At 61.4% G+C, this 22,049-nt stretch carries 21 protein-coding genes (1 of these 21 cut by a window edge); 10 read left to right on the top strand and 11 right to left on the bottom strand.

Features of this window, described 5'->3' with window-relative positions:
- Window positions 1–726 (bottom strand): response regulator transcription factor, encoded by a 726-nt coding sequence (locus AC1PUL_RS18585; RefSeq protein ID WP_298463063.1) that lies wholly within the window; start codon window positions 724–726, stop codon window positions 1–3.
- Window positions 727–1,066: 340 nt separating this feature from the next.
- On the opposite strand from AC1PUL_RS18585, the gene AC1PUL_RS18580 reads away from it, so the two are divergent.
- The 3 genes from AC1PUL_RS18580 to AC1PUL_RS18570 all read left to right on the top strand — a co-directional run bounded on the left by AC1PUL_RS18580 (window position 1,067) and on the right by AC1PUL_RS18570 (window position 3,859).
- Window positions 1,067–2,677, top strand: coding sequence for a phosphoenolpyruvate carboxykinase (locus AC1PUL_RS18580; protein ID WP_480465535.1), 1,611 nt, complete (start codon window positions 1,067–1,069; stop codon window positions 2,675–2,677).
- Window positions 2,678–2,792: 115 nt separating this feature from the next.
- Window positions 2,793–3,227 (top strand): alternative ribosome rescue aminoacyl-tRNA hydrolase ArfB, encoded by a 435-nt coding sequence (gene arfB / locus AC1PUL_RS18575; protein ID WP_480465534.1) that lies wholly within the window; start codon window positions 2,793–2,795, stop codon window positions 3,225–3,227.
- A gap of 2 nt (window positions 3,228–3,229) precedes the next feature.
- Window positions 3,230–3,859, top strand: a complete 630-nt coding sequence (locus tag AC1PUL_RS18570) for an alpha-ketoglutarate-dependent dioxygenase AlkB (protein ID WP_480465533.1) — start codon at window positions 3,230–3,232, stop codon at window positions 3,857–3,859.
- Between the two features lie 15 nt (window positions 3,860–3,874).
- On the opposite strand, the gene coaA is transcribed toward AC1PUL_RS18570, so the two are convergent.
- From coaA to hisB, 6 genes are all read right to left on the bottom strand, one after another.
- Window positions 3,875–4,870 carry a type I pantothenate kinase gene (gene coaA / locus AC1PUL_RS18565; RefSeq protein ID WP_480465532.1) on the bottom strand — a complete coding sequence of 332 codons (996 nt, stop codon included), beginning with the start codon at window positions 4,868–4,870 and terminating at the stop codon, window positions 3,875–3,877.
- Window positions 4,867–5,190, bottom strand: coding sequence for a phosphoribosyl-ATP diphosphatase (locus AC1PUL_RS18560; RefSeq protein WP_480465531.1), 324 nt, complete (start codon window positions 5,188–5,190; stop codon window positions 4,867–4,869). The genes coaA and AC1PUL_RS18560 overlap by 4 nt, the downstream gene beginning before the upstream one ends.
- A 16-nt stretch (window positions 5,191–5,206) precedes the next feature.
- A complete protein-coding gene (gene hisF / locus AC1PUL_RS18555) occupies window positions 5,207–5,983 on the bottom strand; it encodes an imidazole glycerol phosphate synthase subunit HisF (protein WP_480465530.1) in 777 nt (258 codons plus the stop codon).
- 10 nt (window positions 5,984–5,993) lie between these two features.
- Window positions 5,994–6,728 carry a 1-(5-phosphoribosyl)-5-[(5-phosphoribosylamino)methylideneamino]imidazole-4-carboxamide isomerase gene (hisA, locus tag AC1PUL_RS18550; protein WP_480465529.1) on the bottom strand — a complete coding sequence of 245 codons (735 nt, stop codon included), beginning with the start codon at window positions 6,726–6,728 and terminating at the stop codon, window positions 5,994–5,996.
- A gap of 17 nt (window positions 6,729–6,745) precedes the next feature.
- Window positions 6,746–7,396 carry an imidazole glycerol phosphate synthase subunit HisH gene (hisH, locus tag AC1PUL_RS18545; RefSeq protein ID WP_480465528.1) on the bottom strand — a complete coding sequence of 217 codons (651 nt, stop codon included), beginning with the start codon at window positions 7,394–7,396 and terminating at the stop codon, window positions 6,746–6,748.
- A gap of 86 nt (window positions 7,397–7,482) precedes the next feature.
- The gene (gene hisB, locus AC1PUL_RS18540) at window positions 7,483–8,079 is read right to left on the bottom strand and encodes an imidazoleglycerol-phosphate dehydratase HisB (protein ID WP_142072251.1); all 597 of its coding nucleotides are present in this window, start codon (window positions 8,077–8,079) and stop codon (window positions 7,483–7,485) included.
- Between the two features lie 199 nt (window positions 8,080–8,278).
- Here hisB and hslV point away from each other — a divergent pair, with 199 nt between their 5' ends.
- From hslV to AC1PUL_RS18510, 6 genes are all read left to right on the top strand, one after another.
- On the top strand, window positions 8,279–8,806 hold the full coding sequence (hslV, locus tag AC1PUL_RS18535; protein ID WP_480465527.1) for an ATP-dependent protease subunit HslV: 528 nt from the start codon (window positions 8,279–8,281) through the stop codon (window positions 8,804–8,806).
- A 68-nt stretch (window positions 8,807–8,874) separates the two neighbouring features.
- The gene (gene hslU, locus AC1PUL_RS18530) at window positions 8,875–10,182 is read left to right on the top strand and encodes an ATP-dependent protease ATPase subunit HslU (protein ID WP_480465526.1); all 1,308 of its coding nucleotides are present in this window, start codon (window positions 8,875–8,877) and stop codon (window positions 10,180–10,182) included.
- Between the two features lie 184 nt (window positions 10,183–10,366).
- A complete protein-coding gene (locus AC1PUL_RS18525; protein WP_480468629.1) occupies window positions 10,367–11,296 on the top strand; it encodes a DUF1402 family protein in 930 nt (309 codons plus the stop codon).
- Between the two features lie 39 nt (window positions 11,297–11,335).
- A complete protein-coding gene (locus tag AC1PUL_RS18520) occupies window positions 11,336–12,739 on the top strand; it encodes a cytochrome P450 (protein WP_480465525.1) in 1,404 nt (467 codons plus the stop codon).
- Between the two features lie 98 nt (window positions 12,740–12,837).
- Window positions 12,838–14,841, top strand: coding sequence for a hydantoinase/oxoprolinase N-terminal domain-containing protein (locus AC1PUL_RS18515; protein ID WP_480465524.1), 2,004 nt, complete (start codon window positions 12,838–12,840; stop codon window positions 14,839–14,841).
- A gap of 103 nt (window positions 14,842–14,944) precedes the next feature.
- Window positions 14,945–17,116, top strand: a complete 2,172-nt coding sequence (locus AC1PUL_RS18510) for a malate synthase G (RefSeq protein WP_480465523.1) — start codon at window positions 14,945–14,947, stop codon at window positions 17,114–17,116.
- Between the two features lie 81 nt (window positions 17,117–17,197).
- Here the strand turns inward: AC1PUL_RS18510 and AC1PUL_RS18505 are convergent, their stop codons facing one another.
- Window positions 17,198–17,863 (bottom strand): L,D-transpeptidase, encoded by a 666-nt coding sequence (locus AC1PUL_RS18505; protein ID WP_480465522.1) that lies wholly within the window; start codon window positions 17,861–17,863, stop codon window positions 17,198–17,200.
- Between the two features lie 177 nt (window positions 17,864–18,040).
- Here AC1PUL_RS18505 and AC1PUL_RS18500 point away from each other — a divergent pair, with 177 nt between their 5' ends.
- Window positions 18,041–18,523, top strand: coding sequence for an MmcB family DNA repair protein (locus AC1PUL_RS18500; RefSeq protein WP_480468628.1), 483 nt, complete (start codon window positions 18,041–18,043; stop codon window positions 18,521–18,523).
- Here the strand turns inward: AC1PUL_RS18500 and AC1PUL_RS18495 are convergent, their stop codons facing one another.
- The 3 genes from AC1PUL_RS18495 to hrpB form a co-directional block, all read right to left on the bottom strand.
- Complete coding sequence (locus AC1PUL_RS18495; protein ID WP_480465521.1) at window positions 18,524–19,117, bottom strand: ActR/PrrA/RegA family redox response regulator transcription factor; 594 nt, start codon at window positions 19,115–19,117, stop codon at window positions 18,524–18,526. It lies immediately after the preceding gene.
- A gap of 71 nt (window positions 19,118–19,188) precedes the next feature.
- Entirely contained in the window at window positions 19,189–20,490 is a 1,302-nt protein-coding gene (locus tag AC1PUL_RS18490; protein ID WP_480465520.1) for an ActS/PrrB/RegB family redox-sensitive histidine kinase, read from the bottom strand.
- A gap of 24 nt (window positions 20,491–20,514) precedes the next feature.
- On the bottom strand, window positions 20,515–22,049 hold the 3' portion of the coding sequence (gene hrpB / locus AC1PUL_RS18485) for an ATP-dependent helicase HrpB (protein ID WP_480465519.1). It continues 934 nt past the right edge of the window; the window shows 1,535 of its 2,469 coding nt (coding positions 935–2,469); the start codon falls outside the window, past its right edge; the stop codon is at window positions 20,515–20,517.

The following is a 22,049-nucleotide window of genomic DNA, read 5'->3' as shown; positions in this document are numbered from 1 at the left end:
TCACGCTGCTTCGCGGAAGCGGTAGCCCACACCGTAAAGGGTTTCAATCATGTCGAAGTCCGTATCGACCATCTTGAACTTCTTGCGCAGCCGCTTGATGTGGCTGTCGATCGTACGGTCGTCGACATAGACCTGCTCGTCATAGGCGGCATCCATCAGGGCGTCACGGCTCTTCACCACGCCCGGGCGCTGCGCCAGCGACTGCAGGATCAGGAATTCGGTCACGGTCAGCGTCACCGGATCACCCTTCCAGGTGCAGGTATGGCGCTCCTGGTCCATGACCAGCTGGCCGCGCTCGAGCGTACGAGCCTGCTGTTCGGGGCTTCCCTTGGCGGGGCCGTTACCGGCTGCAAAGCTCTCCCGACTTGCCGAACGGCGCAGGATCGCTTTGACGCGCTCCACCAGCAGGCGCTGCGAGAAGGGCTTGGTGATGAAGTCGTCGGCGCCCATCTTCAGGCCGAAGAGCTCGTCGATCTCCTCGTCCTTGGACGTCAGGAAGATCACCGGCAGATCGGATTTCTGCCGCAGGCGGCGCAAAAGCTCCATCCCGTCCATACGCGGCATCTTGATGTCGAAAATGGCAAGCTGCGGCGGACGGGCCAGAAGACCGTCGAGTGCGGAAGCGCCATCGGTGTAGGTTTCGACCTTGTAGCCTTCCGCTTCGAGCGCGATGGACACCGAAGTCAGAATGTTGCGGTCGTCATCCACGAGGGCGATCGTCTGCATTGTGTACGTCTCCGTCATCGTTGCGCTGCTCCTGGTTCGTCCAGCCCAGCTCTGGTTCCATGGCAGTGCGATATGGGGATAAAGGTGGAACAAATTGTGGCAGAGGGGAAGGGGAGCGCTTCGTCATTCGCGGTTCAACCGCAGATTTCTGTCGCAAGCAGTGTGCGAGAACGGCGGAATGGAAGCAGAACTAAACGATTTAAAATAGTCATTTTCCGTTTTAAATCGATTAAATAATTGATATCATTATATTTTTTGGCGCGACGCCTTGCGTTTCCAGCCTTCACCGTTTAGTTTTCCCTCATTCAAGGTTCTGGCCCATGTGAGAGGAAGGCGCACCATGGAGGAATTCGGCGTGAGGAACCCGGCTGCGGGGATCGCGGAAATCGGTTTGGGAAAAGCCGCCAGCGTTCGCTACAATCTCCTGGAGGCTGCCCTTTATGAGGAAGCCATCCGCCGGGGAGAGGCCGAACTGACGGCTGACGGCGCATTGCGTGCGCTGACCGGCCAGCACACGGGTCGCTCTGCCAAGGACAAGTTCGTCGTTCGCGATGCGAAGACCGACGGGCAGATCTGGTGGGACAACAACAAGCCGATGTCGCCGGAGCATTTCGCGGTGCTGCATCAGGACATGCTGGCTCATGCTGCAGGCAAGGATCTCTTCGTTCAGGACCTGATCGGCGGTGCCGATGCCGACAACGCGCTTCCGACCCGTGTCGTGACCGAATTCGCCTGGCATTCGCTCTTCATCCGCAATCTGCTGATCCGCCCGGAGCGTGACGCCCTGCAGGGCTTCCTGCCGAAGCTGACGATCATCGACCTGCCGAGCTTCCGTGCCGATCCGGCGCGCCACGGTTGCCGCACCGAAACTGTCATCGCCTGCGACCTGACCAAGGGCATCGTCCTGATCGGCGGCACGTCCTATGCCGGCGAGATGAAGAAGTCGGTCTTCACCGTCCTCAACTACCTGCTGCCGTCGAAGGGCGTCATGCCGATGCATTGCTCCGCCAATGTCGGCCCCGAGGGTGACGCCGCAGTCTTCTTCGGCCTTTCCGGCACCGGCAAGACGACGCTGTCGGCCGATCCAAGCCGGACGCTCATCGGCGACGATGAGCATGGCTGGGGCGAAAACGGCATCTTCAACTTCGAAGGTGGTTGCTACGCCAAGACCATCCGTCTTTCAGCCGAAGCCGAACCGGAAATTTTTGCCACGACCAAGCGCTTCGGCACCGTGCTCGAAAACGTCATTCTGGACGAGAACCGCGTTCCAGACTTCAACGATGGTTCGCTGACGGAAAACACCCGCTGCGCCTACCCGCTGCATTTCATTCCGAATGCTTCGGAGACCGGCATCGCCCCGCATCCGAAGACGATCATCATGCTGACGGCCGATGCCTTCGGTGTCCTGCCGCCGATCGCCAAGCTGACGCCGGAACAGGCCATGTACCATTTCCTGTCCGGCTACACAGCCAAGGTCGCCGGCACGGAAAAGGGCGTGACCGAACCGGAAGCCACCTTCTCGACCTGCTTCGGCGCACCTTTCATGCCACGCCATCCGACCGAATACGGCAACCTGCTGCGTGACCTGATCGCCCGCCACAAGGTCGACTGCTGGCTGGTCAATACCGGCTGGACCGGTGGCGCCTACGGCACCGGCAACCGCATGCCGATCAAGGCAACGCGCGCGCTTCTCACTGCCGCTCTGACCGGCGAGCTGAAGAAGGTCGAGATGCGCACCGATGCGAACTTCGGCTTCGCCGTTCCGGTCGCTGTCGCCGGCGTTGACACGAAGATCCTCGATCCGCGTTCGACCTGGGCCGATGGCGTGGCCTACGACGCCCAGGCCAAGAAGCTGGTCGGCATGTTCATCGACAACTTCGCCAAGTTCGAAGCCCATGTCGACGGCAAGGTCCGCGACGCGGCTCCCGGCATTCGCCTCGCTGCCGAGTGATGTGTTGATTTGACGACTACGAAGAGGCTCGGCATGTTTGCCGGGCCTCTTCTGCTTCCGGCTTGCCTTTGTAGTCTTTGCGGCCGATATGGAAGCCGAGAAAGAGACCGACGACATGGCAAGCGAACCCCTCGAGATCAACAACCGCATCACGATCGCCGGCTGGGAGCTGACGGAGCAGTTCGTTCTGGCCGGCGGCCCGGGTGGTCAGAACGTCAACAAGGTCTCGACGGCCGTCCAGCTCTTCTTCAACCTGCTTGGATCGCCCTCGCTCAACGACAGGGTAAAGCAGAACGCCGCGAAGCTCGCCGGCAAGCGCCTGTCGAAAGAAGGTGTGCTGATGATCGAGGCGAGCCGCTTCCGCAGCCAGGACCGCAATCGCGAAGACGCGCGCGAGCGCCTCAAGGAGCTGCTTCTCGAAGCGGCCAAGCCACCACCGCCGCCCCGCAAGAAGACCAGGCCGACCAAGGGCTCTATTGAACGTCGCCTCAAGGAAAAGTCCGGCCGCTCGGATGTGAAGAAGATGCGCGGCAAGCCGGCGGGAGATTGACCGTGGCGGGAGCGACAGCCGAGATCAGCCTCCAATCAGGTCTTCGCTACCTACCGGGCCGTCTGTCGCGTCCAGAGCAGGAGAACCTCGTCGAAATCATCCGTGGCGTGGTCGCCGAGGCGCCGCTTTATGTGCCCGTGATGCCCGGCTCTGGTCGTCCGATGTCGGTGCGCATGACGAATTGCGGCCCGCTGGGTTGGGTGACGGACAAGGAGCGCGGCTATCGGTATCAGCCGACCCATCCGGTCACCGGCAAGCCCTGGCCCGATATCCCCGAAGTACTGCTCGATCTCTGGCGGGAGCTATCGGGCCATCCTAGAGATCCCGAAGCATGCCTCGTCAATTTCTATACCGATGACGCTAAGATGGGCCTGCACCAGGACCGCGATGAGGCGGACTTCTCCGCTCCGGTGCTCTCGATCTCGCTCGGCAACACGTGCCTCTTTCGTATCGGAGGACTGGCGCGGACGGATGGCACCAAATCCCTGAAACTGGAAAGCGGCGATGTCTTCCTTCTCGGCGGCGAAGGACGTCTGTGTTTCCATGGTGTCGACCGGATCTATCCCGGCACGTCAACGCTGCTCAAGGCTAGCGGACGCATCAACCTGACGCTCCGCCGCGTCAATCCATAGCCGACGATCTATCGCCTACAGTTTTCTGAGCGCCACCGTCTCGACGAGGTGGTTGTCACCCTTGCGCAGGATGAGATCGGCGCGCGGGCGGGTCGGCAGGATGTTTTCCCTGAGGTTCTTCAGGTTGATATTCGCCCAGAGCCCCTCGGCGATCTCCTTGGCCTCGTCCTCGCTGATCGTCGCATAGCGATGGAAGTAGGAATTGGGATCGCGGAATGCCGTCTGCCTGAGCTTCATGAAGCGATCGACATACCACCGATGGATCGCGTTCTCGTCCGCGTCGATATAGATCGAGAAGTCGAAGAAGTCGGAGACCATCGGCACGATCTTGCCGTCGGCCGGCAGATTGCGCGACTGCAGGACGTTGATCCCTTCGAAGATCAGGATATCAGGCCTGTCGATCACCCGGTGCTCGTTTGGCAACACGTCATAGGTCAGGTGCGAATAGCTGGGCGCCTTGACGTTGGGCAGCCCGGCCTTGATCGCCGACAGGAAGCGCAGGAGCGCCCCGATGTCATAGCTTTCCGGGAAGCCCTTGCGGTTCAGGATGCCGTTCTTCACCAGATGGGTATTCGGGTAAAGGAAGCCGTCGGTCGTCACGAGATCGACCTTCGGGCTGGAGGGCCAGCGGGCCAGCAGTTCCTTCAGAATACGCGCCGTCGTCGACTTGCCGACCGCCACCGATCCGGCAATGCCGATCACGAACGGCGTCTTGAAGACATCCGACATGCTCAAGAAGCGGTTGCGCTGCTCGAACAAGAGCTGCGACGACTCGACATGCGACGACAACAGGCGCGACAACGAAAGATAGATCCGGCGAACTTCGTCGAGATCGATCGGGTCGTCGATCGAGCGCAGCCGGTGCACTTCGTCGGCCGTTAATGTCAGCGGCGTATCGGCGCGGAAATGCGCCCATTCCTCGCTGTCGAAGAACAGGTAGGGGGAATAGCCGTTCGCCTGGAAATGGTCGAGGACGTCTGGCGTTTCGGGGTCCCGCATAGCTATCGTCATGGATCCTGCCGACTGGCCTTCTCATTCAGGCCCGTCTGAGCGGTCCGACGCTCAAGTTCCTGCATCACTGCTTGTAAAGGGATGTCCGCAATTTTCAATACGACCATCAGGTGATAGAGCAGGTCTGCGCTCTCGTAGACGAGGTTCTCGCGGTCGTCCTTCACCGCAGCCATGACAGCTTCGATGGCCTCTTCTCCGAGCTTCTTCGCCGCCTTGCCCTGTCCACCTGCGACGAGTTTCGCCGTCCAGGACTGGCTCGGATCCGCCTCAGCGCGGCTCGCGACAATGGCTTCCAGATCGGCCAGGGTGAAATTGCTCATGACAAGCCTTTCCGCGTCAGTCGAGACGCATGGCGATGCCGGCTTTGGCCATATGGGCCTTGGCCTCTGCAATCGAATAGGTGCCGAAGTGGAAGATCGAAGCGGCAAGAACAGCAGTCGCATGCCCATCGCGAATGCCTGCGACCAGATCGTCGAGAGTGCCGACACCGCCGGAGGCAATGACGGGCACGCGGACACTGTCGGCGATGGTGCGGGTGAGGCCGATGTCATAGCCGCTTTTGGTGCCGTCCCGGTCCATTGAGGTCACCAACAGTTCGCCGGCCCCGCGCTCGACCATCTTGATCGCGAATTCCACGGCATCGATCCCGGTCGGCTGGCGTCCGCCATGGGTGAAGATCTCCCAGCGATCCGCTTCGCCGACGGCTGAAACCTTCTTCGCATCGATCGAGACGACGATGCACTGATTGCCGAACTTATCGGCGGCTTCCGCGACGAAATCGGGGTTCTTCACCGCTGCCGAATTGATCGACACCTTGTCGGCGCCGCAAAGCAGAAGCTTGCGGATATCGGCGACGGCGCGAACACCACCGCCGACCGTCAACGGCATGAAACAATGGTCGGCCGTCTGCGCAACCACATCGAAGATCGTGTCGCGATTGTCCGAGGACGCGGTGATATCGAGGAAGCAGAGCTCGTCAGCGCCGGCGGCGTCATAGGCCTTGGCAGCCTCGACCGGGTCACCGGCATCGATGAGATCGACGAAGTTGACGCCCTTGACGACGCGGCCGTCCTTGACGTCGAGGCAGGGGATCACGCGGGCCTTGAGTGTCATGGTCTTGTCCTCAGCCTCTCGCAGCCTTGATCAGCGCCAGCGCCTCTGCGGGGTCGATCCGCCCATCATAAAGCGCGCGACCGGAAATCGCCCCTTCAAGCTTCCTCGCATCCGGTTCCAGCATGCGCTTGATGTCCTCGATCGAAGCGAGACCGCCCGACGCAATCACCGGGATTGAAACGGCTTGGGCCAGTTCCAGCGTCGATGCCCAGTTGATGCCGGTCAGGATCCCGTCGCGGTCGATATCGGTATAGATGATGGCAGCCACACCAGCGCCTTCGAAACGCTGCGCAAGTTCGATCACGCCGAGTTCGGAGGCTTCCGCCCAGCCTTCGACCGCAACCTTGCCGCCCTTGGCGTCGATGCCGACGGCGACCTTGCCCGGAAAGCGCTTGCAGGCTTCGATGACAAGCGCCGGATCACGCACGGCAACCGTACCGAGGATAACGCGTGACAGCCCGCGCGACAGCCAGCTCTCGATATGGTCCAGCGTCCGGATACCGCCACCCAGCTGCACCGGGTTCTTCGTCGCCTTCAGGATCGCATCGACGGCAGCGCCATTGACGCTTTCACCGGCAAAGGCACCGTTCAAGTCGACCACGTGCAGCCATTCAAAGCCCTGGTCTTCGAAGGCGCGGGCCTGTGCGGCCGGATCGGGATTGTAGACGGTCGCCTGCTCCATATCGCCCAGCTTGAGGCGAACGCACTGGCCGTCCTTGAGGTCGATGGCGGGAAAGAGGATCATGAGTGTATCCGTGCCCTTCAGGGCGTCCAAGTCAGGAAATTGGCGATGAGCTTCAGGCCGAGTGCCTGGCTCTTCTCGGGATGGAATTGCGCACCCACCATGTTGTCGCGCCCGACAAACGCGGTCATTGCGCCACCGTAATCGGTCGTCGCGATCACCTCCGTCGGGTTGCGTGCGGCCAGATGATAGGAATGCACGAAATAGGCGTGAAGCCCGTCCGGTCCGGTCGGAATGCCCTCGAATAGCGGATGCGGTCGGTTGAGTGTCAGTGTGTTCCAGCCGATCTGCGGGATCTTGAGGGAGGGATCGGACGGCGTCATTTCGACCACGTCGCCTTCGATCCAGCCGAAGCCGTCGGTCACGGTCTTCTCGAGACCACGCGACGACATCAGCTGCATGCCGACGCAAATGCCGAAAAAGGGGCGGCCCTTCTTCTCGACAACATCAGCGATCGCGCCATGCATGCCGGGGACCGCATCCAGTCCGCTGCGGCAGTCGGCATAGGCGCCGACACCCGGAAGAACGATCCGGTCGGCAGTCGCGACCCGCTCTGCCTTGTCGGTGAGTTCGATCTCGGCGTTAAGGCCGGCCTCGCGGGCGGCCCGTTCAAAGGCCTTGGTGGCCGAGCGCAGATTGCCCGAGCCATAGTCGATGATAGCTACACGCATGTTGTCCAGTCCTTTCTGCTCGACGGTTCGGCTTCAACGTCCGAGCCGGAGCAAGGTGGCAGTTCCCCCGTGAGGGAAGATGCCCCTTAAACCAGGGTGCCCTTGGTGGAGGGGATACGGTTTGCCTGCCGCGGATCGACTTCGGTTGCCGTCCGAAGTGCGCGCGCGACCGCCTTGAAGCAGGTCTCGGCAATATGATGGTTGTTCGCGCCGTAATGGTTCAGCACATGCAGCGTGATCCCGGCGTTCTGGGCGAAAGCCTGGAAGAATTCGCGCACCAGTTCGGTGTCGAAGGTGCCGATTTTCGGCGCGCTGAAATTGACGTTCCAGACCAGGAAGGGACGGCCTGAGACGTCGATCGCCGCCTTCGTCATCGTCTCGTCCATGGCAAGGTCTATCGAGGCATAGCGCGTGATGCCCTTGCGGTCGCCGAGCGCCTTGGAAATCGCCTGGCCGAGCGCAATGCCCGTGTCCTCGACGGTGTGGTGATCGTCGATATGCAGGTCGCCCTTCACATCGATGTCCATGTCGATCAGCGAGTGGCGGCAGAGCTGGTCGAGCATATGGTCGAAGAAGCCCACGCCCGTCGAAATCTTGCCCGTGCCGGTGCCGTCGATATGGACGGAAACCGAGACCGAGGTTTCGTTGGTCTTGCGGGAAACTTCGCCTTTACGCTCTGCCATCTGGCTGCTCCATGAGGATCTCGGCCCTCCCATAACAGCAGGGCGGTGAAATATCCAGAAGTTACATTGCGCTGCCGCAAGGCGGCGTCGGAGCTTTTGCCGCAGATTGCAATCGCCGAAACCCCACTTACATAGGAACCGACAAACCGGGCCTCACAGCCCGCTCCACAAGGCCTGCAAGACGGGTGACAGGTGACTGATGACAACGATTATTACCGTGCGCAAGGACGGCAAGGTGGTGATGGCCGGTGACGGACAGGTCAGCCTCGGCCAGACCGTGATGAAGGGCAATGCCCGCAAGGTCCGCCGCATCGGCAAGGGCGGCGACGTGATTGCAGGCTTTGCCGGCGCAACGGCCGATGCCTTCACGCTGCTTGATCGTCTCGAAAAGAAGCTCGAGCAATATCCCGGCCAGCTGATGCGCGCAGCCGTGGAGCTCGCCAAGGACTGGCGCACCGACAAGTATCTGCGCAATCTCGAAGCCATGATGCTCGTCGCCGACAAGTCGATCACGCTGGCAATCACTGGCAATGGCGACGTGCTGGAGCCCGAGCATGGCGCGATCGCGATCGGCTCCGGCGGGAACTACGCCTATGCGGCTGCGCGCGCGCTGATGGACAGCGATCGCTCGGCTGAGGAGATCGCCACGCGCGCCCTGACCATCGCCGGCGAGATCTGCGTCTACACCAACAACAACATGGTGGTCGAAACCCTCGACGCCGCCTGACGGCTGCCGAAAACGTCCCACCGCAAGCGACGATGCGCGGCCCCGCAGCATCGTGAGGAGCAGACTGAATGACCAATTTTTCTCCGCGCGAGATCGTTTCCGAGCTCGACCGTCACATTATCGGCCAGCATGAGGCGAAGCGCGCGGTTGCCATCGCGCTGCGCAATCGCTGGCGCCGCCAGCAGCTCTCGGAAGACCTGCGCGACGAGGTCATGCCGAAGAACATCCTGATGATCGGACCGACCGGCGTCGGCAAGACGGAAATCTCCCGCCGCCTTGCCAAGCTCGCCGGTGCGCCCTTCATCAAGGTCGAGGCGACCAAGTTCACCGAAGTCGGCTATGTCGGCCGTGACGTCGAGCAGATCATCCGCGATCTGGTCGAGATCGGCATTGGCCTTGTTCGGGAGAAGAAGCGTCTGGAAGTCCAGGCCAAGGCCCATGCGCTCGCCGAAGAGCGTGTGCTCGACGCCCTGGTCGGCGCCACGGCATCGCCCGCCACCCGTGACAGCTTCCGCAAGAAGCTGCGCAACGGTGAGCTCGATGACAAGGAAATCGACATCGAAGTCTCAGACAGCGGCTCCGGCATGCCCGGTTTCGAAGTCCCCGGCATGCCCGGCGCCAACATCGGCATCCTCAACCTGTCCGAAATGTTCGGCAAGGCCATGGGCAGCCGCACCAAGAAGGTCAGGACGACGGTCAAGGCATCCTACAACGACCTGATCCGTGACGAGTCGGACAAGCTGATCGACAATGAAGTCATCCAGCGCGAAGCGCTGCGGTCCGTCGAGAACGATGGCATCGTCTTCCTCGACGAGATCGACAAGATCGCCGCCCGAGAGGGCGCCATGGGTGCCGGTGTTTCCCGCGAAGGCGTGCAGCGCGACCTGCTGCCGCTGGTCGAAGGTACGACGGTTTCCACCAAGTACGGCCCGGTAAAGACGGATCATATCCTCTTCATTGCTTCCGGCGCATTCCATGTCTCCAAGCCTTCGGACCTGCTGCCGGAACTCCAGGGCCGTCTGCCGATCCGGGTCGAGCTCAAGCCGCTCACCAAGGAAGACTTCCGCCGCATCCTGACGGAGACCGAAGCAAGCCTCATCCGCCAGTACAAGGCGCTGATGGCGACCGAAGAACTCAATCTTGATTTCACCGAGGATGCCATCGATGCGCTGGCCGACGTTGCCGTTCGGTTGAACGAGACGGTCGAGAATATCGGCGCCCGTCGCCTGCAGACGGTCATGGAGCGGGTGCTGGACGAGATTTCCTTCCACGCGCCGGATCGAGGTGGTTCGGCCGTGATGATCGATTCTGCCTATGTGCAGCAACATGTCGGAGATCTGGCGACAAACACCGACTTGAGCCGTTACATCCTGTGATCTTTGTGCATCTAAGGGTCACTTTCACCGTCGCCGTATCGGGAAAGTGAAAGTGACCCGTATCGACAATACAGGCAGCCCTTATGTAAGGAATGCGCCTGTCGGATGACGGTGGCCCTGCGTCGCCAGTTCGTGCGGGACATATGTCCAGGGGCCGGAAATCGTGCTGAACATTACCAGGATCATCATCGTCGCATTGGGGCTGGCGGGTCTTTATCCGGCAGCAGGCGTCGCTGCGGACAAGGTGCCGCCCGGCAACCGCAATGCCGAACAACCGGCGATCCCAGGTGCGTCGGTGCGACGCACGAAAGCGGGGCGGACCACCTTCGACCTGAAATACGAGAAAGTTCGCGATCTCTTGCGAAATGATTCCTCGCTGATCGCCAAGATCAAGAAAACCTCATCGGCCTATGGGATCGCACCCATTCACATGGTCGGGGCGATCGTTGGCGAGCACACCTACAACGTCGATGCCTATGACAGCCTCCAGAGTTACTATGTGAAGGCTGCGTCCTATGCCGGGAACAGCTTCCGCTTCGGCTACAAGGACGAAAGCATCTCAGATTTTGTCGGCCGACCGGAATTCGCGGACTGCAGTGGCTATCAGGACTCCTACCGCCTGTGGTCCTGCCGTGAAGATGTCTGGCAGGATCGTTTCCGTGGTCAGACGGTCGGTGGCACATCCTATCCCGACAACCGTTTCAGCGCCGTGTTCTTTCAGCCCTTCTATGCCGGACAGACCTTCGGCCTTGGGCAGATCAACCCGCTGACCGCCCTGATGCTGTCCGACCTCGTGCATGAAAAGTCCGGCTATCCCAAGCTCGACGAAAATGATGCGGCCGGTGTCTACAAGGCAATCATGGATCCGGATATCTCGCTCGCCTTCATGGCGGCCGTGATCCGCAAGTCGATCGATGACTACAAGGAGATTGCCGATGTCGACATTTCCGGCAATCCCGGTTTGACGGCCACGCTTTTCAACATCGGCAATTCCCAGCAGCGCGCACGTGCTCTGGCAACCAGGCGTGCCAGCGGTGCGGCGAATTGGCCGGAAGAGAACTACTACGGCTGGTTGATCAATGATCGGCTGGAAGAGTTGGAGTCCCTGCTCTAACTCTTGATGGGGGCGTCTGCGCTCCCGAGGGAGCATGACATGGACGCCAGTCTGCGAAGATCGACCTTTGAGCCGCCGGCCCCGGTGCCGCGCACCGTCCCGCCGAGCCGGCTTGAAATCATCCGCACAGTCCTGCGCAATCCCCTCGAACTCTGGGGACAGCCCTCTTATACCTGGCCCTGGATTGTCACGCGTTTCTTCGGCCAGACCACCATCATCGCCAATGATCCCGGCCTGATCCGCCACGTGCTGGTCGACAATGCTGCGAATTACGAGATGTCGGAGATCCGACAGCTCGTGCTCAGGCCGATCCTGCGCGATGGGTTGCTGACAGCCGAAGGTCCCGTCTGGAAGCGCTCGCGCAAGGCGATGGCGCCGGTGTTCACCCCACGCCATGCCCGCGGATTCGCCCGCCAGATGCGCGAGCAGAGCGAGCTTTTCCTCGAACGATATGAAGCGGGCGCCGAAGGCACGGTTCGCGATGTCGCCGTCGACATGACGGAGCTCACCTATGCGATCCTCTCCGAAACCCTGTTCTCCGGGGGCATCATCTCCGAGCAGGGTGACTTCGCCAGGGATGTTGATGACCTCTTGCACAGCATGGGCCGCATCGATCCACTTGATCTGCTGCGCGCGCCAAAATGGATCCCCCGCCTGACCCGCATTCGCGGTCTTGGCGTACTGCGCAAGTTTCGCGAACTCGTGCGCCGGACGATGGACCACCGCCGAGCCATCATTCAGGCTGAGCGGGAAAAGGCGCCTGATGATTTCCTCACCCTCCTGTTGGAACTCGAGGGACCGGAAGGCCTGACCTCGGAGGAAATCGAGGACAATATCCTCACCTTCATCGGCGCCGGTCACGAGACCACGGCCCGGGCGCTGGCCTGGACGCTCTATTGCGTGGCGCATTGTCCCGATGTCCGCGATTCCATGGAGCGAGAGATCGACGAGGTGATCGCCTCGGGCGCCGATCCCGTCGAATGGCTGGACCGCATGCCGCATGTGCGCGCCGCCTTCGAGGAAGCCATGCGGCTCTATCCTCCGGCCCCCTCGATCAACCGCGATGCGATCGCCGATGACCGCTACACGGCCCCGAACGGCGAGGTTGTGGAAATCGCCAAGGGTACGACCGTCCTGGTCATGCCATGGACGCTGCATCGCCATGAGCTCTACTGGGACAAGCCGCGGATATTCGATCCCTCACGCTTCTTGCCCGGCGAGCGTGAAAAGATCGGTCGCTTCCAGTATCTGCCCTTCGGCGCTGGTCCGCGCGTCTGCATCGGCGCGACCTTTGCCCTGCAGGAAGCGGTGATTGCCCTTGCCGTTCTGATGCAGAAGTATCGGTTCGAAACGACACCGCAGACGAAACCCTGGCCGGTGCAGAAGCTCACCACCCAGCCGGCGGGCGGGCTTCCGATGCGTGTCACCCCGCGCAAGCCGTAAAGCGGCGTGATCCTGCCGCTCCTTCGCTGGAAATCGGACCAGGGCCTGTGCCATAAGGGATGCGGCGCCATACTGGCGGGCATCATGGGGAAGACTGCGTGACATCCGATTACATGCTGGGCATCGATACCGGCGGCACCTATACGGACGCCGTGATCTACAGCGAAACGCATGGGATCGTCGCCAAGGCGAAGTCGCTTACCACCCGCCACGACCTGTCGATCGGTATCTCCGGCGCGCTCGAAAGTGTCCTGTCCGAATCGGCAATCGATCCCTCGGCGATCGGCCTTGTCTCTCTGTCGACAACGCTTGCGACCAACGCGCTGGTGGAAGGGCAGGGCGGTCGCGCTGGCCTGATCATGATCGGTTTCGGTCCCGAAGACCTCAAGCGCGATGGCCTGGCCGACGCTCTTGGCAACGATCCCGTCCTCTTCATCGCCGGGGGACACGATGTCCATGGCAATGAGACACCTTTCGACCAGGTGGCGCTGGAGGCGGCACTGCCCGAGCTTTCGGCCAATGTCTCTTCCTTCGCGATTGCCGGCTATTTCGCCGTGCGCAATCCGGCCCATGAGCAACGAGCGCGCGATATCATTCGCCGACATTCCGGCCTGCCCGTCACCTGCAGTCATGAGCTTTCCTCCAAGCTCGGTGGGCCACGCCGCGCGCTGACCACGCTTCTCAACGCCCGATTGGTCGCCATGATCGACCGCCTGATCGGCTCCGCCGAACGCTATCTCGTGGAGCGCGGCATCCAGGCCCCGCTGATGGTCGTGCGCGGCGATGGCGCGCTGATCTCTGCTGCGGAGGCTCGCTTGCGGCCGATCGAAACCATCCTGTCCGGCCCGGCTGCGAGTCTCGTTGGCGCGCGCCACCTGACGGGCCTCGATGATGCCGTCGTGTCCGATATCGGCGGCACGACGACGGACGTCGCCGTCATGGAGGCTGGCCAGCCGCGCCTCGATCAGGATGGCGCCGTGGTCGGTGGTTATCGCACCATGGTGGAAGCGGTCGCGATGCGCACCTTCGGTCTCGGTGGTGATTCGGAAGTCCGCTTCGACGATCGCGGGCTTGCAGCCAAGATCGAACTCGGCCCGCGCCGTCTCGTTCCCTTGAGCCTTGCAGCCACCCTGCACGGAACGGCGATTACCGATGTACTCGAGCGCCAGCTGCGTGCGCCGCATCTCGGTCGCCATGACGGGCGCTTTGCCGTCCGAACCGGGGTGCCGGATCACCTTGCCGCCGGTCTGCAGCCACAGGAGGCCGCCCTCTTTCAGAAGATCGGCACGGTGCCACTGCCGCTCGACCAGCTGATCAGCTTCACCCAGCAGAAGGCGACACTCGACCGTCTTGTCGCTCGCGGCCTTGTCCATATCTGCGGTCTGACCCCATCTGATGCGATGCATGTCCTGGATCGCCAGGGCCAATGGGATCGAAGGGCGGCCGAGCTCGGCATGGCCTTGGCCATGCGTCAGAAGGATGGTTCCGGCCAGCCCATCGCGTCTTCACCTGAGCAGCTTGCCCAACTGATCGTTGATCGTCTGACACGCCAGTCGGCCGAGGTCATTCTGTCCGCAGCGCTTGCCGAAGATGGCCTTGCCGACATCGAACCTGCGAAGTCGGTACTGATCGACCGCGCCCTCAAGCGCCAGTCGGGGATCGCGCGTTTCAATCTCTCGCTTGACCGGCCTTTGATTGGGCTCGGTGCCTCTGCGGGCGTCTATTACCCGGCGATTGCCGAAATGCTGGCATCCGATGTCGCTGTGCCCGCAGATGCCGATGTCGCCAACGCCGTGGGCGCCGTCGTCGGACAGGTGCGCAGCAGCGTTTCGGTCACAGTCGGATCGCCGGAGGAGGGACTGTTTATCCTAACGGGGGCCGGCGACAGCGAGCGGCTGACGGACGAAGCACATGCTCTGGAGCGGGCCAGGTCGCGGGCAGCCGAACTGGCACGCGCAAGAGCCGAAGCGAGCGGCGCTGTCGATGTTGTCCTGATCGTGAAGGAAGAGCTCGATGCCCCCGAGATCGAGGGCAGACGCAAGCTGGTGGAAGCCCGGATCACGGCGACGGCCAGCGGCCGCCCGAGAACGGCACGTCAGTGACTTTCCATTTTGGAAAGAATATTTCTAATTTATGCAAGATTGACTAGTAATAGGTTTTGGCGATGCTGTCACCAACAACGACATCAATGCGAGGAGTGACGTCATGACTTCAGTTCAAACCCATGGGCTTTCGATCGACCGGCGTCTCTACAACTTCGTCGTGGACCAGGCGATCCCGGGGACGCAGGTCGAGGCCGAAGCATTCTTCGCCGGTTTCTCGAAGATCATCCACGATCTGGCGCCGAAGAACCGCGTCTTGCTCGCCAAGCGCGATGCGCTGCAGGCCGAGATCGACGCATGGTATCGCAAGAACGGTGCGCCATCGGATCTGGCCGCATATGAAGGCTTCCTGCGCGAGATCGGTTACCTTCTGCCCGAAGGCCCCGCCTTCAAGATCGAGACCGCCAATGTCGATCCGGAAATCTCGACTCTGGCCGGTCCGCAGCTCGTCGTCCCCGTGATGAACGCCCGCTATGCGCTGAATGCTGCCAATGCCCGCTGGGGTTCACTTTATGATGCGCTCTACGGCACGGACGCGATTTCCGAATTTGATGGTGCGGAGAAGGGCAAGGGCTACAATCCCGTTCGCGGCGCCAAGGTGATCGCCTGGGTGCGAAGCTTCCTGGACCGCTCTGCGCCGCTTGCCGCCGGCGGCTGGGACAAGGTTGCCAGCCTCTCGGTTGAGAACGGCGCGCTCTCTGTCCGCCTTGAGGATGGCGGCATGACGGGCCTTGCCGATCCCGCCCAATTTGCCGGCTACCGAGGCGACGCTATGGCGCCTTCCAGCCTGTTCCTCAGCAAGAACGGCCTGCATGTCGAAATCCTCGTTGACAAGACCGGCGTCATCGGCAAGGCGGACCCGGCCGGCATCAACGACTGCAGGCTCGAATCTGCGCTGACCACCATCATGGACTGCGAGGATTCGGTCGCCGCCGTCGATGCGGAAGACAAGGTCACCGTCTATTCCAACTGGCTCGGCCTGATGAAGGGCGACCTGACGGAGGAAGTCTCCAAGGGCGGCAAGACCTTCACCCGTGCGTTGAACGAAGACGTCACCTTGACGGGCGCCGACGGCAAGGCTGTCACCTTGCCGGGCCGTTCGCTGATGCTGGTCCGCAATGTCGGTCACTTGATGACCAACCCTGCGATCACCGACAAGGAGGGCCACGAGGTGCCGGAAGGCATCATGGATGCGGCGATCACCGCTCTGATCGCCCTGCATGACATCGGCCCGAACGGTCGCCGCAAGAATTCCCGCGCCGGCTCCATGTATGTCGTGAAGCCCAAGATGCATGGCCCGGAAGAGGTCGCTTTCGCCTGCGAGATCTTCTCGCGCGTCGAAGAGCTGGTCGGAATGGCGCCGAACACCATTAAGATGGGCATCATGGACGAGGAGCGCCGTACCACGGTCAACCTCAAGGAATGCATCCGTGCGGCCCGCCAGCGCGTCGTCTTCATCAATACAGGCTTCCTCGATCGCACCGGCGACGAGATCCACACCTCGATGGAAGCCGGCCCGATGATCCGCAAGGGCGACATGAAGCAGGCGGCCTGGATTTCGGCCTACGAGAACTGGAACGTCGATATTGGCCTCGAATGCGGTTTGTCGGGTCATGCCCAGATCGGCAAGGGCATGTGGGCCATGCCTGACCTGATGGCCGCCATGTTGGAGCAGAAGATCGCCCATCCGAAGGCCGGCGCCAATACCGCCTGGGTTCCGTCGCCGACTGCAGCGACGCTGCATGCCACGCACTACCACAGCGTGAACGTTGCAGACGTTCAGAACGGCTTGAAGTCACGTCCGCGTGCCAAGCTCGCCGACATCCTGTCCGTCCCGGTCGCAACTCGGCCGAACTGGACCCCGGAAGAGATCCAGCGCGAGCTCGACAACAATGCCCAGGGCATTCTCGGTTATGTCGTGCGCTGGATCGACCAGGGCGTCGGTTGCTCCAAGGTGCCGGATATCAACAATGTCGGTCTGATGGAGGATCGCGCGACCCTGCGCATTTCCGCCCAGCACATGGCAAACTGGCTCCACCACGGCGTGGTGACGGAAGAACAGGTCGTCGAGACGCTGAAGCGCATGGCGGTTGTCGTTGATGCGCAGAATGCCGGTGACCCGGTGTACGTGCCGATGGCGAAGGATTACGACGGCTCAGTCGCTTTCCAGGCAGCTCTCGATCTGGTCCTCAAAGGCAGGGAGCAACCGAACGGCTACACGGAACCGGTCCTGCATCGTCGTCGCATCGAGCTCAAGGCAAAAGCCGCCGCCTGATTCCACGGAAAATGGTGCATCAAATGAAAAGACCCGCCGGATCACTCCGGGGGGTCTTTCTGCAATTCCTGTCTCGGAAACTTACTGCTGAACCACGACCTTGGCGTTCCGGCCCGGCTTGACCCGATTATAGAGATCGATCACGTCCTGGTTCATCAGGCGGATGCAGCCCGAAGACGCAGCGGTGCCGATGGATGCCCATTCCGGCGTGCCATGCAGGCGGAACAACGTGTCCTGGCCCTTTTCATTGAAGAGATACATGGCGCGCGCACCAAGCGGGTTACGAAGACCCGGATCCATACCCTTCTCGACATATTTGGCGACCTCAGGCTTGCGCTCCGCCATTTCCTTCGGCGGATGCCAGGTCGGCCATGCCTGCTTCCAGGCGATATAGGCTTCACCTTCCCAGGCAAAGCCCTGCTTGCCGACGCCGATCCCGTAACGAACGGCCTTGCCGCGCGGCAGCACGTAGTAGAGGAACCGCTCGCGCGTGTTCACGACGATCGTGCCCGGCTTTTCCCTGGTCTCATAATCGACAATTTGTCGATGAAACTTCTTGTCGATCTTCTGAATCGGAATTGCCGGCAGGGCATAACCCGCGTCGGTCATGGCACCATAGGAGTCGCTGAAGATCTGCACCTTGGTGGTCTCGGCGACGTCGGTCTTGTCTCCGGTCGTCGTCGTGCAGCCTGCGAGGCCTAGGGACATAACCAGGCCAAGCGCGGTCAGGATATTGCGGAAGCGCATGAGGAAGCTCGTGAATGGTGGCTGAGAGATGGTCCTGTGACCATCTTTGATTATGGTTTATTTTGAATTAATCACGGCTGTGCAAGTGCTGTACTTCCGACGGATGTCTATCGCGGTGCAAAATGACTCCGCATGGTTTTTTTGCAACAGACCAGCGCGTGCAGAGCGGAATTATCCATGACCTTAGTCTCCATCGCGGTAAACAATCCCTTAATCGATGGGCGTCAGTCCGATCGCGCCATGATGATTCGTCGTGGCATCCAGATCCTTCTGGCAGAGATGCGTTTTGCCATCCTGCCCGAGCTGACGCTCTCCAACGGACGCCGTGCCGACCTCATGGCTCTCTCGGAGAAGGGGGAGATCTGGATCGTCGAGATCAAGTCGTCGATCGAAGATTTTCGCGTAGATCGGAAGTGGCCTGATTATCGCCGCTACTGTGATCGGTTGTTTTTTGCCACCCATGCCGGCGTACCCCTGGAGATTTTCCCAGAGGACTGTGGGCTTCTTCTCTCAGATGGTTATGCAGGCCACCTGGTCAGGGAGGCCCCAGAGCATCGTTTGCCGCCTGCCACGCGCAAATCAGTCACCCTCGACTTCTCAAGGGCCGCAGCGCAAAGGCTCATGGCCGCAGAATGGGCGGCGCAGCCATCGCCTTCGTGATTACTTCGGGGCGCGTTTCGCGAGAATGCGCTGCAATGTCCGTCGGTGCATGTTCAGCCGGCGCGCTGTTTCCGAGACGTTGCGTTCACAGCTCTCATAGACACGCTGAATGTGCTCCCAGCGGATCCGGTCGGCTGACATGGGGTTTTCCGGTATCTCGGCTTTCTCCCCCGGACGCTGGGTGAGTGCGAGATAGACATCGTCGGCGTCTGCTGGCTTCGCCAGGTAGTCCAGTGCACCTAGCTTTACGGCCGTAACTGCGGTCGCAATGTTGCCATAGCCTGTGAGAACGATGATCCGTGTGTCGGAACGGCGCTCCCGTATTGCCTCGATGACATCGAGCCCGGTCCCATCACCGAGCCTGAGATCGACGACGGCATAAGCGGGCGCAGCCTCTTTCGCTTTCGAAATACCCTCAGCGACGGAACCGGCCAGCTCGACAGTAAAGCCACGGCTCTCCATCGCACGTGCCAGGCGGCGCAGGAACGGTGCGTCGTCATCGACGATCAGCAGCGACGGATCCGGACCGAGATCATGCGCGACCGCCTGAATGCTGCCTGCGGATTTTGCCACCTGTGATGTCACATCTACCATCTTCTTGTTCCTGCAACTGTTCCGACAAGTCCGCTGACGACCTTATGCGTGTGAAGACCGGGTGGGTAAAGTCATAACGACGTGTCCAATTCCATGTAATCGCGCGGCCAGGTTACTACAACGCGTGCCCCGGACCCTTCGGGACTGCGGTTTTCGAACTGGAGACTTGCACCGGACCGTTCGAGCAGCGTCTTTGCAATGAACAATCCAAGTCCAAGGCCACCGGCGCGTGTATCGCTCTGCCTGCTGGTAACATAGGGCTCGCCAATTCTTTGCAAGACCCCGGGCGAGAATCCGGCCCCGTCGTCTTCGATCGTGACCGTCACCTCGGCAGGCGTGTGCTCGACACTGACGGTCACTGTCGAACGCGCATAATCGACAGCATTCTCCAGGAGATTGCCCAATCCGTAGAGAATGGCCGGATTACGGGTCCCAACAGGCTCCAATGCCCTGTCCGAGAGTTCGATCAGCTCGACCTTCACTCCGAATTCACGATGCGGTGAGATCACCTCCTCGATCATCGAGGAGAGCGGCAGCTCGCGCATATGCGCTTCGCCTTCGGTCGCCAGCGACGTCAGCCGCCGCAGGATATCTCGGCAGCGCTCGCTTTGGCTGCGCAGCAGCTGCACATCCTCGCGATACCGCTCGTCATGACCGAGGTCGCGCTCCATCTCCTTTGCCACCACGCTGATGGTCGCCAACGGTGTCCCGAGCTCATGTGCTGCTGCGGCTGCAAGCCCATCCAGCTGATGCAAGTGCTTCTCCCTTTGCAGGATGAGCTCGGTCGCGGTGAGTGCGTCTGCAAGAAGCGTTGCTTCCTGCGAAACGCGATAGGCATAAAAGGCCGCAAAGGCCGTCATCGACACGATCGAGCTCCACATGCCGAGCTGCAGAAGCGGGTGCACTTCCAGTGTACGCCCCTCGAACCAGGGTAAGGGATAGGGGGTGAAGGCCAGCAGCGTGATGAAGGCGAGCGCTGTTACGAACAGCGCGATCGAGTGGCGGCTTGGCTGCGATGCAAACGAGATGATGACAGGAATACAGATCAGCGGCGCAAAGGGATTGTTGAGCCCGCCGGTAATGAAGAGCAAGGCGCCCATCTGGAAGAGATCAAGGGCAAGCACGGCGAAGGCCGCCGCCGGCTCCAGGCGATAGGTGGGAGGGAAGGCCACCGACATCAGCGAGTTGGCCGCCGCCAATGCCGCGATCAACCCGAGGCAGGTCATCAGTGGTAGCGGAAATTGGAACCAGAGTGCGACGATGAGGATCGTCGACAATTGCCCTGCTACGGCAACCCAGCGGAGCTTCACGAGCGTTTCCAATCGCAGGCGACGGCTGCTTGGGCCAAATTTGGCTGCCAGATCCATGGTCATCACTTTTCCTGTCGTGCCGCGTCATCAGGTTCCGCGGGGTTTCGCTCGTGTCGTCGGATCTGCTGCGGCAGGGTCTTCTGGCCAGGGATGCTTTGGATAGCGTCCTCGCATGTCCGCGCGCACATCCTTCCACGATCCGGCCCAAAATCCCGGAAGATCCCGTGTCGTTTGAATGGGTCTATGGGCGGGCGAGGTCAACTCCAGAAGCAGTGGAAATTTGCCGCCGCCGATCGTGGGGTGGCTCTTTAACCCGAAGAGCTCCTGCACCCTGATCTGTAGCACGGGCTCATCGCCCTCGTATCGGATCGGATGGGCTTGTCCGGTTGGCGCAGTGAAATGCGTCGGGACAAGCCGGTCGAGCTCGCGCTGTGATCCGCCGGGGACCAGCGCCATCAGCCCGTCATGCAGGCTGGCGGCACTGATCTCCTGGAAGCTCGTCACGCCGGATTGGAACGGCACGAACCACTCATCCAGTCTCGCGCTGAGCCCTTCATCGCTGGTATCAGGCCATGGCTCGCCGAGGCTGCGGTATAGAAAGCCAAGTCTTTGTCGCAACTGGGCCGCTGATTTGGAAAAGGGCAGGGCGGCGAGACCAATGAGGCGAACCCCCTCAGCGAGTGCTTTGGCGGCATCGTCTCCCTTCGGCTTCGGAAGTGGCTTTTCATCGACGATGATTGCCCCCAGTCGCGTCACCCGTCTTGCGCGTACCTGGCGGCTCGCCGTGTCGAAGCCGCTTTCTTCTGACGTGGTGATAGCCTTGGGGAGCAGGCTCTCGATATCGGCGCGAGACGTCTCAGCGGCCGCGATCACCCGCCCTTGCGCCGCTTTGCCGGTCAGATCGGCGATGACAATCAGCTCGGCACCTGCCAGACGCTCGGATGTGGGGATCTCTGCGCCCCGGCCATTGGCCATGACGAAACGGCCGCGGCCCCCTCGCTGGCGCGCGATCCGGTCCGGGAAGGCATGCATCAGAAGTGCCCCGGCAGAGATCGGTGCTGCTTCGGCATCATCACGTTGCTTGAGGCCGGACGAGAGCCGTTGTGCAAGGTTGCGAGCGCTGCGTGCTCGCTCGCCTCGATCCCGGCGAAATTGCCTCAGCCGCTCATCGAGGTCGAGATCATCACCGCCCAATCCTTGTTCTGTCAGGAGAACCGCCAGCTCTGCTGCGGCCCTCGCGTCGCCATGCTGTGACGCGCCCAGTACCATCGCAGACAGCCGGGGCGGCAGTCCGAAATCCCGCATCCGCCGCCCCTTATCGGTCAACTGCAGTTTCTCGTCGAGCGCTCCGAGCCCGATCAGCAGTTGGCGGGCCTCCTTGAGGGCAGCCTCAGGCGGCATGTCGATAAGAAGGAGCTGGCCTGGATCAGCAACACCCCAGTGGGCAAGATCGAGCGCGAGACCGGATAGGTCGCTCGATAGGATTTCCGGTGGCGTGAAGGCGGGAAGGGCTGCCGTTTGTCCCGCATGCCAGAGCCGGATTGCGATCCCCGGTTCCGTTCGCCCCGCGCGCCCAGCCCGCTGGTCGGCAGAAGCCCGGGATACCCGCACCGTTTCGAGAC

Source organism: Rhizobium sp. P43 (genome assembly GCF_056730705.1).
The sequence above is the reverse complement of the archived record's forward strand: the minus strand, read 5'-3'. Positions and strand labels throughout refer to the sequence as shown.

Excerpts from the sequence above, each read along its gene's own strand:
- AC1PUL_RS18585 (WP_298463063.1), bottom strand. The coding sequence starts at position 726 with ATGCAGACGATCGCCCTCGTGGATGACGACCGCAACATTCTGACTTCG.
- AC1PUL_RS18580 (WP_480465535.1), top strand. The coding sequence starts at position 1,067 with ATGGAGGAATTCGGCGTGAGGAACCCGGCTGCGGGGATCGCGGAAATC.
- arfB (WP_480465534.1), top strand. The coding sequence starts at position 2,793 with ATGGCAAGCGAACCCCTCGAGATCAACAACCGCATCACGATCGCCGGC.
- coaA (WP_480465532.1), bottom strand. The coding sequence starts at position 4,870 with ATGACGATAGCTATGCGGGACCCCGAAACGCCAGACGTCCTCGACCAT.
- AC1PUL_RS18560 (WP_480465531.1), bottom strand. The coding sequence starts at position 5,190 with ATGAGCAATTTCACCCTGGCCGATCTGGAAGCCATTGTCGCGAGCCGC.
- hisF (WP_480465530.1), bottom strand. The coding sequence starts at position 5,983 with ATGACACTCAAGGCCCGCGTGATCCCCTGCCTCGACGTCAAGGACGGC.
- hisA (WP_480465529.1), bottom strand. The coding sequence starts at position 6,728 with ATGATCCTCTTTCCCGCCATCGACCTCAAGGACGGCCAGTGCGTTCGC.
- hisH (WP_480465528.1), bottom strand. The coding sequence starts at position 7,396 with ATGCGTGTAGCTATCATCGACTATGGCTCGGGCAATCTGCGCTCGGCC.
- hisB (WP_142072251.1), bottom strand. The coding sequence starts at position 8,079 with ATGGCAGAGCGTAAAGGCGAAGTTTCCCGCAAGACCAACGAAACCTCG.
- hslV (WP_480465527.1), top strand. The coding sequence starts at position 8,279 with ATGACAACGATTATTACCGTGCGCAAGGACGGCAAGGTGGTGATGGCC.
- hslU (WP_480465526.1), top strand. The coding sequence starts at position 8,875 with ATGACCAATTTTTCTCCGCGCGAGATCGTTTCCGAGCTCGACCGTCAC.
- AC1PUL_RS18520 (WP_480465525.1), top strand. The coding sequence starts at position 11,336 with ATGGACGCCAGTCTGCGAAGATCGACCTTTGAGCCGCCGGCCCCGGTG.
- AC1PUL_RS18510 (WP_480465523.1), top strand. The coding sequence starts at position 14,945 with ATGACTTCAGTTCAAACCCATGGGCTTTCGATCGACCGGCGTCTCTAC.
- AC1PUL_RS18505 (WP_480465522.1), bottom strand. The coding sequence starts at position 17,863 with ATGCGCTTCCGCAATATCCTGACCGCGCTTGGCCTGGTTATGTCCCTA.
- AC1PUL_RS18500 (WP_480468628.1), top strand. The coding sequence starts at position 18,041 with ATGACCTTAGTCTCCATCGCGGTAAACAATCCCTTAATCGATGGGCGT.
- AC1PUL_RS18495 (WP_480465521.1), bottom strand. The coding sequence starts at position 19,117 with ATGGTAGATGTGACATCACAGGTGGCAAAATCCGCAGGCAGCATTCAG.
- AC1PUL_RS18490 (WP_480465520.1), bottom strand. The coding sequence starts at position 20,490 with ATGACCATGGATCTGGCAGCCAAATTTGGCCCAAGCAGCCGTCGCCTG.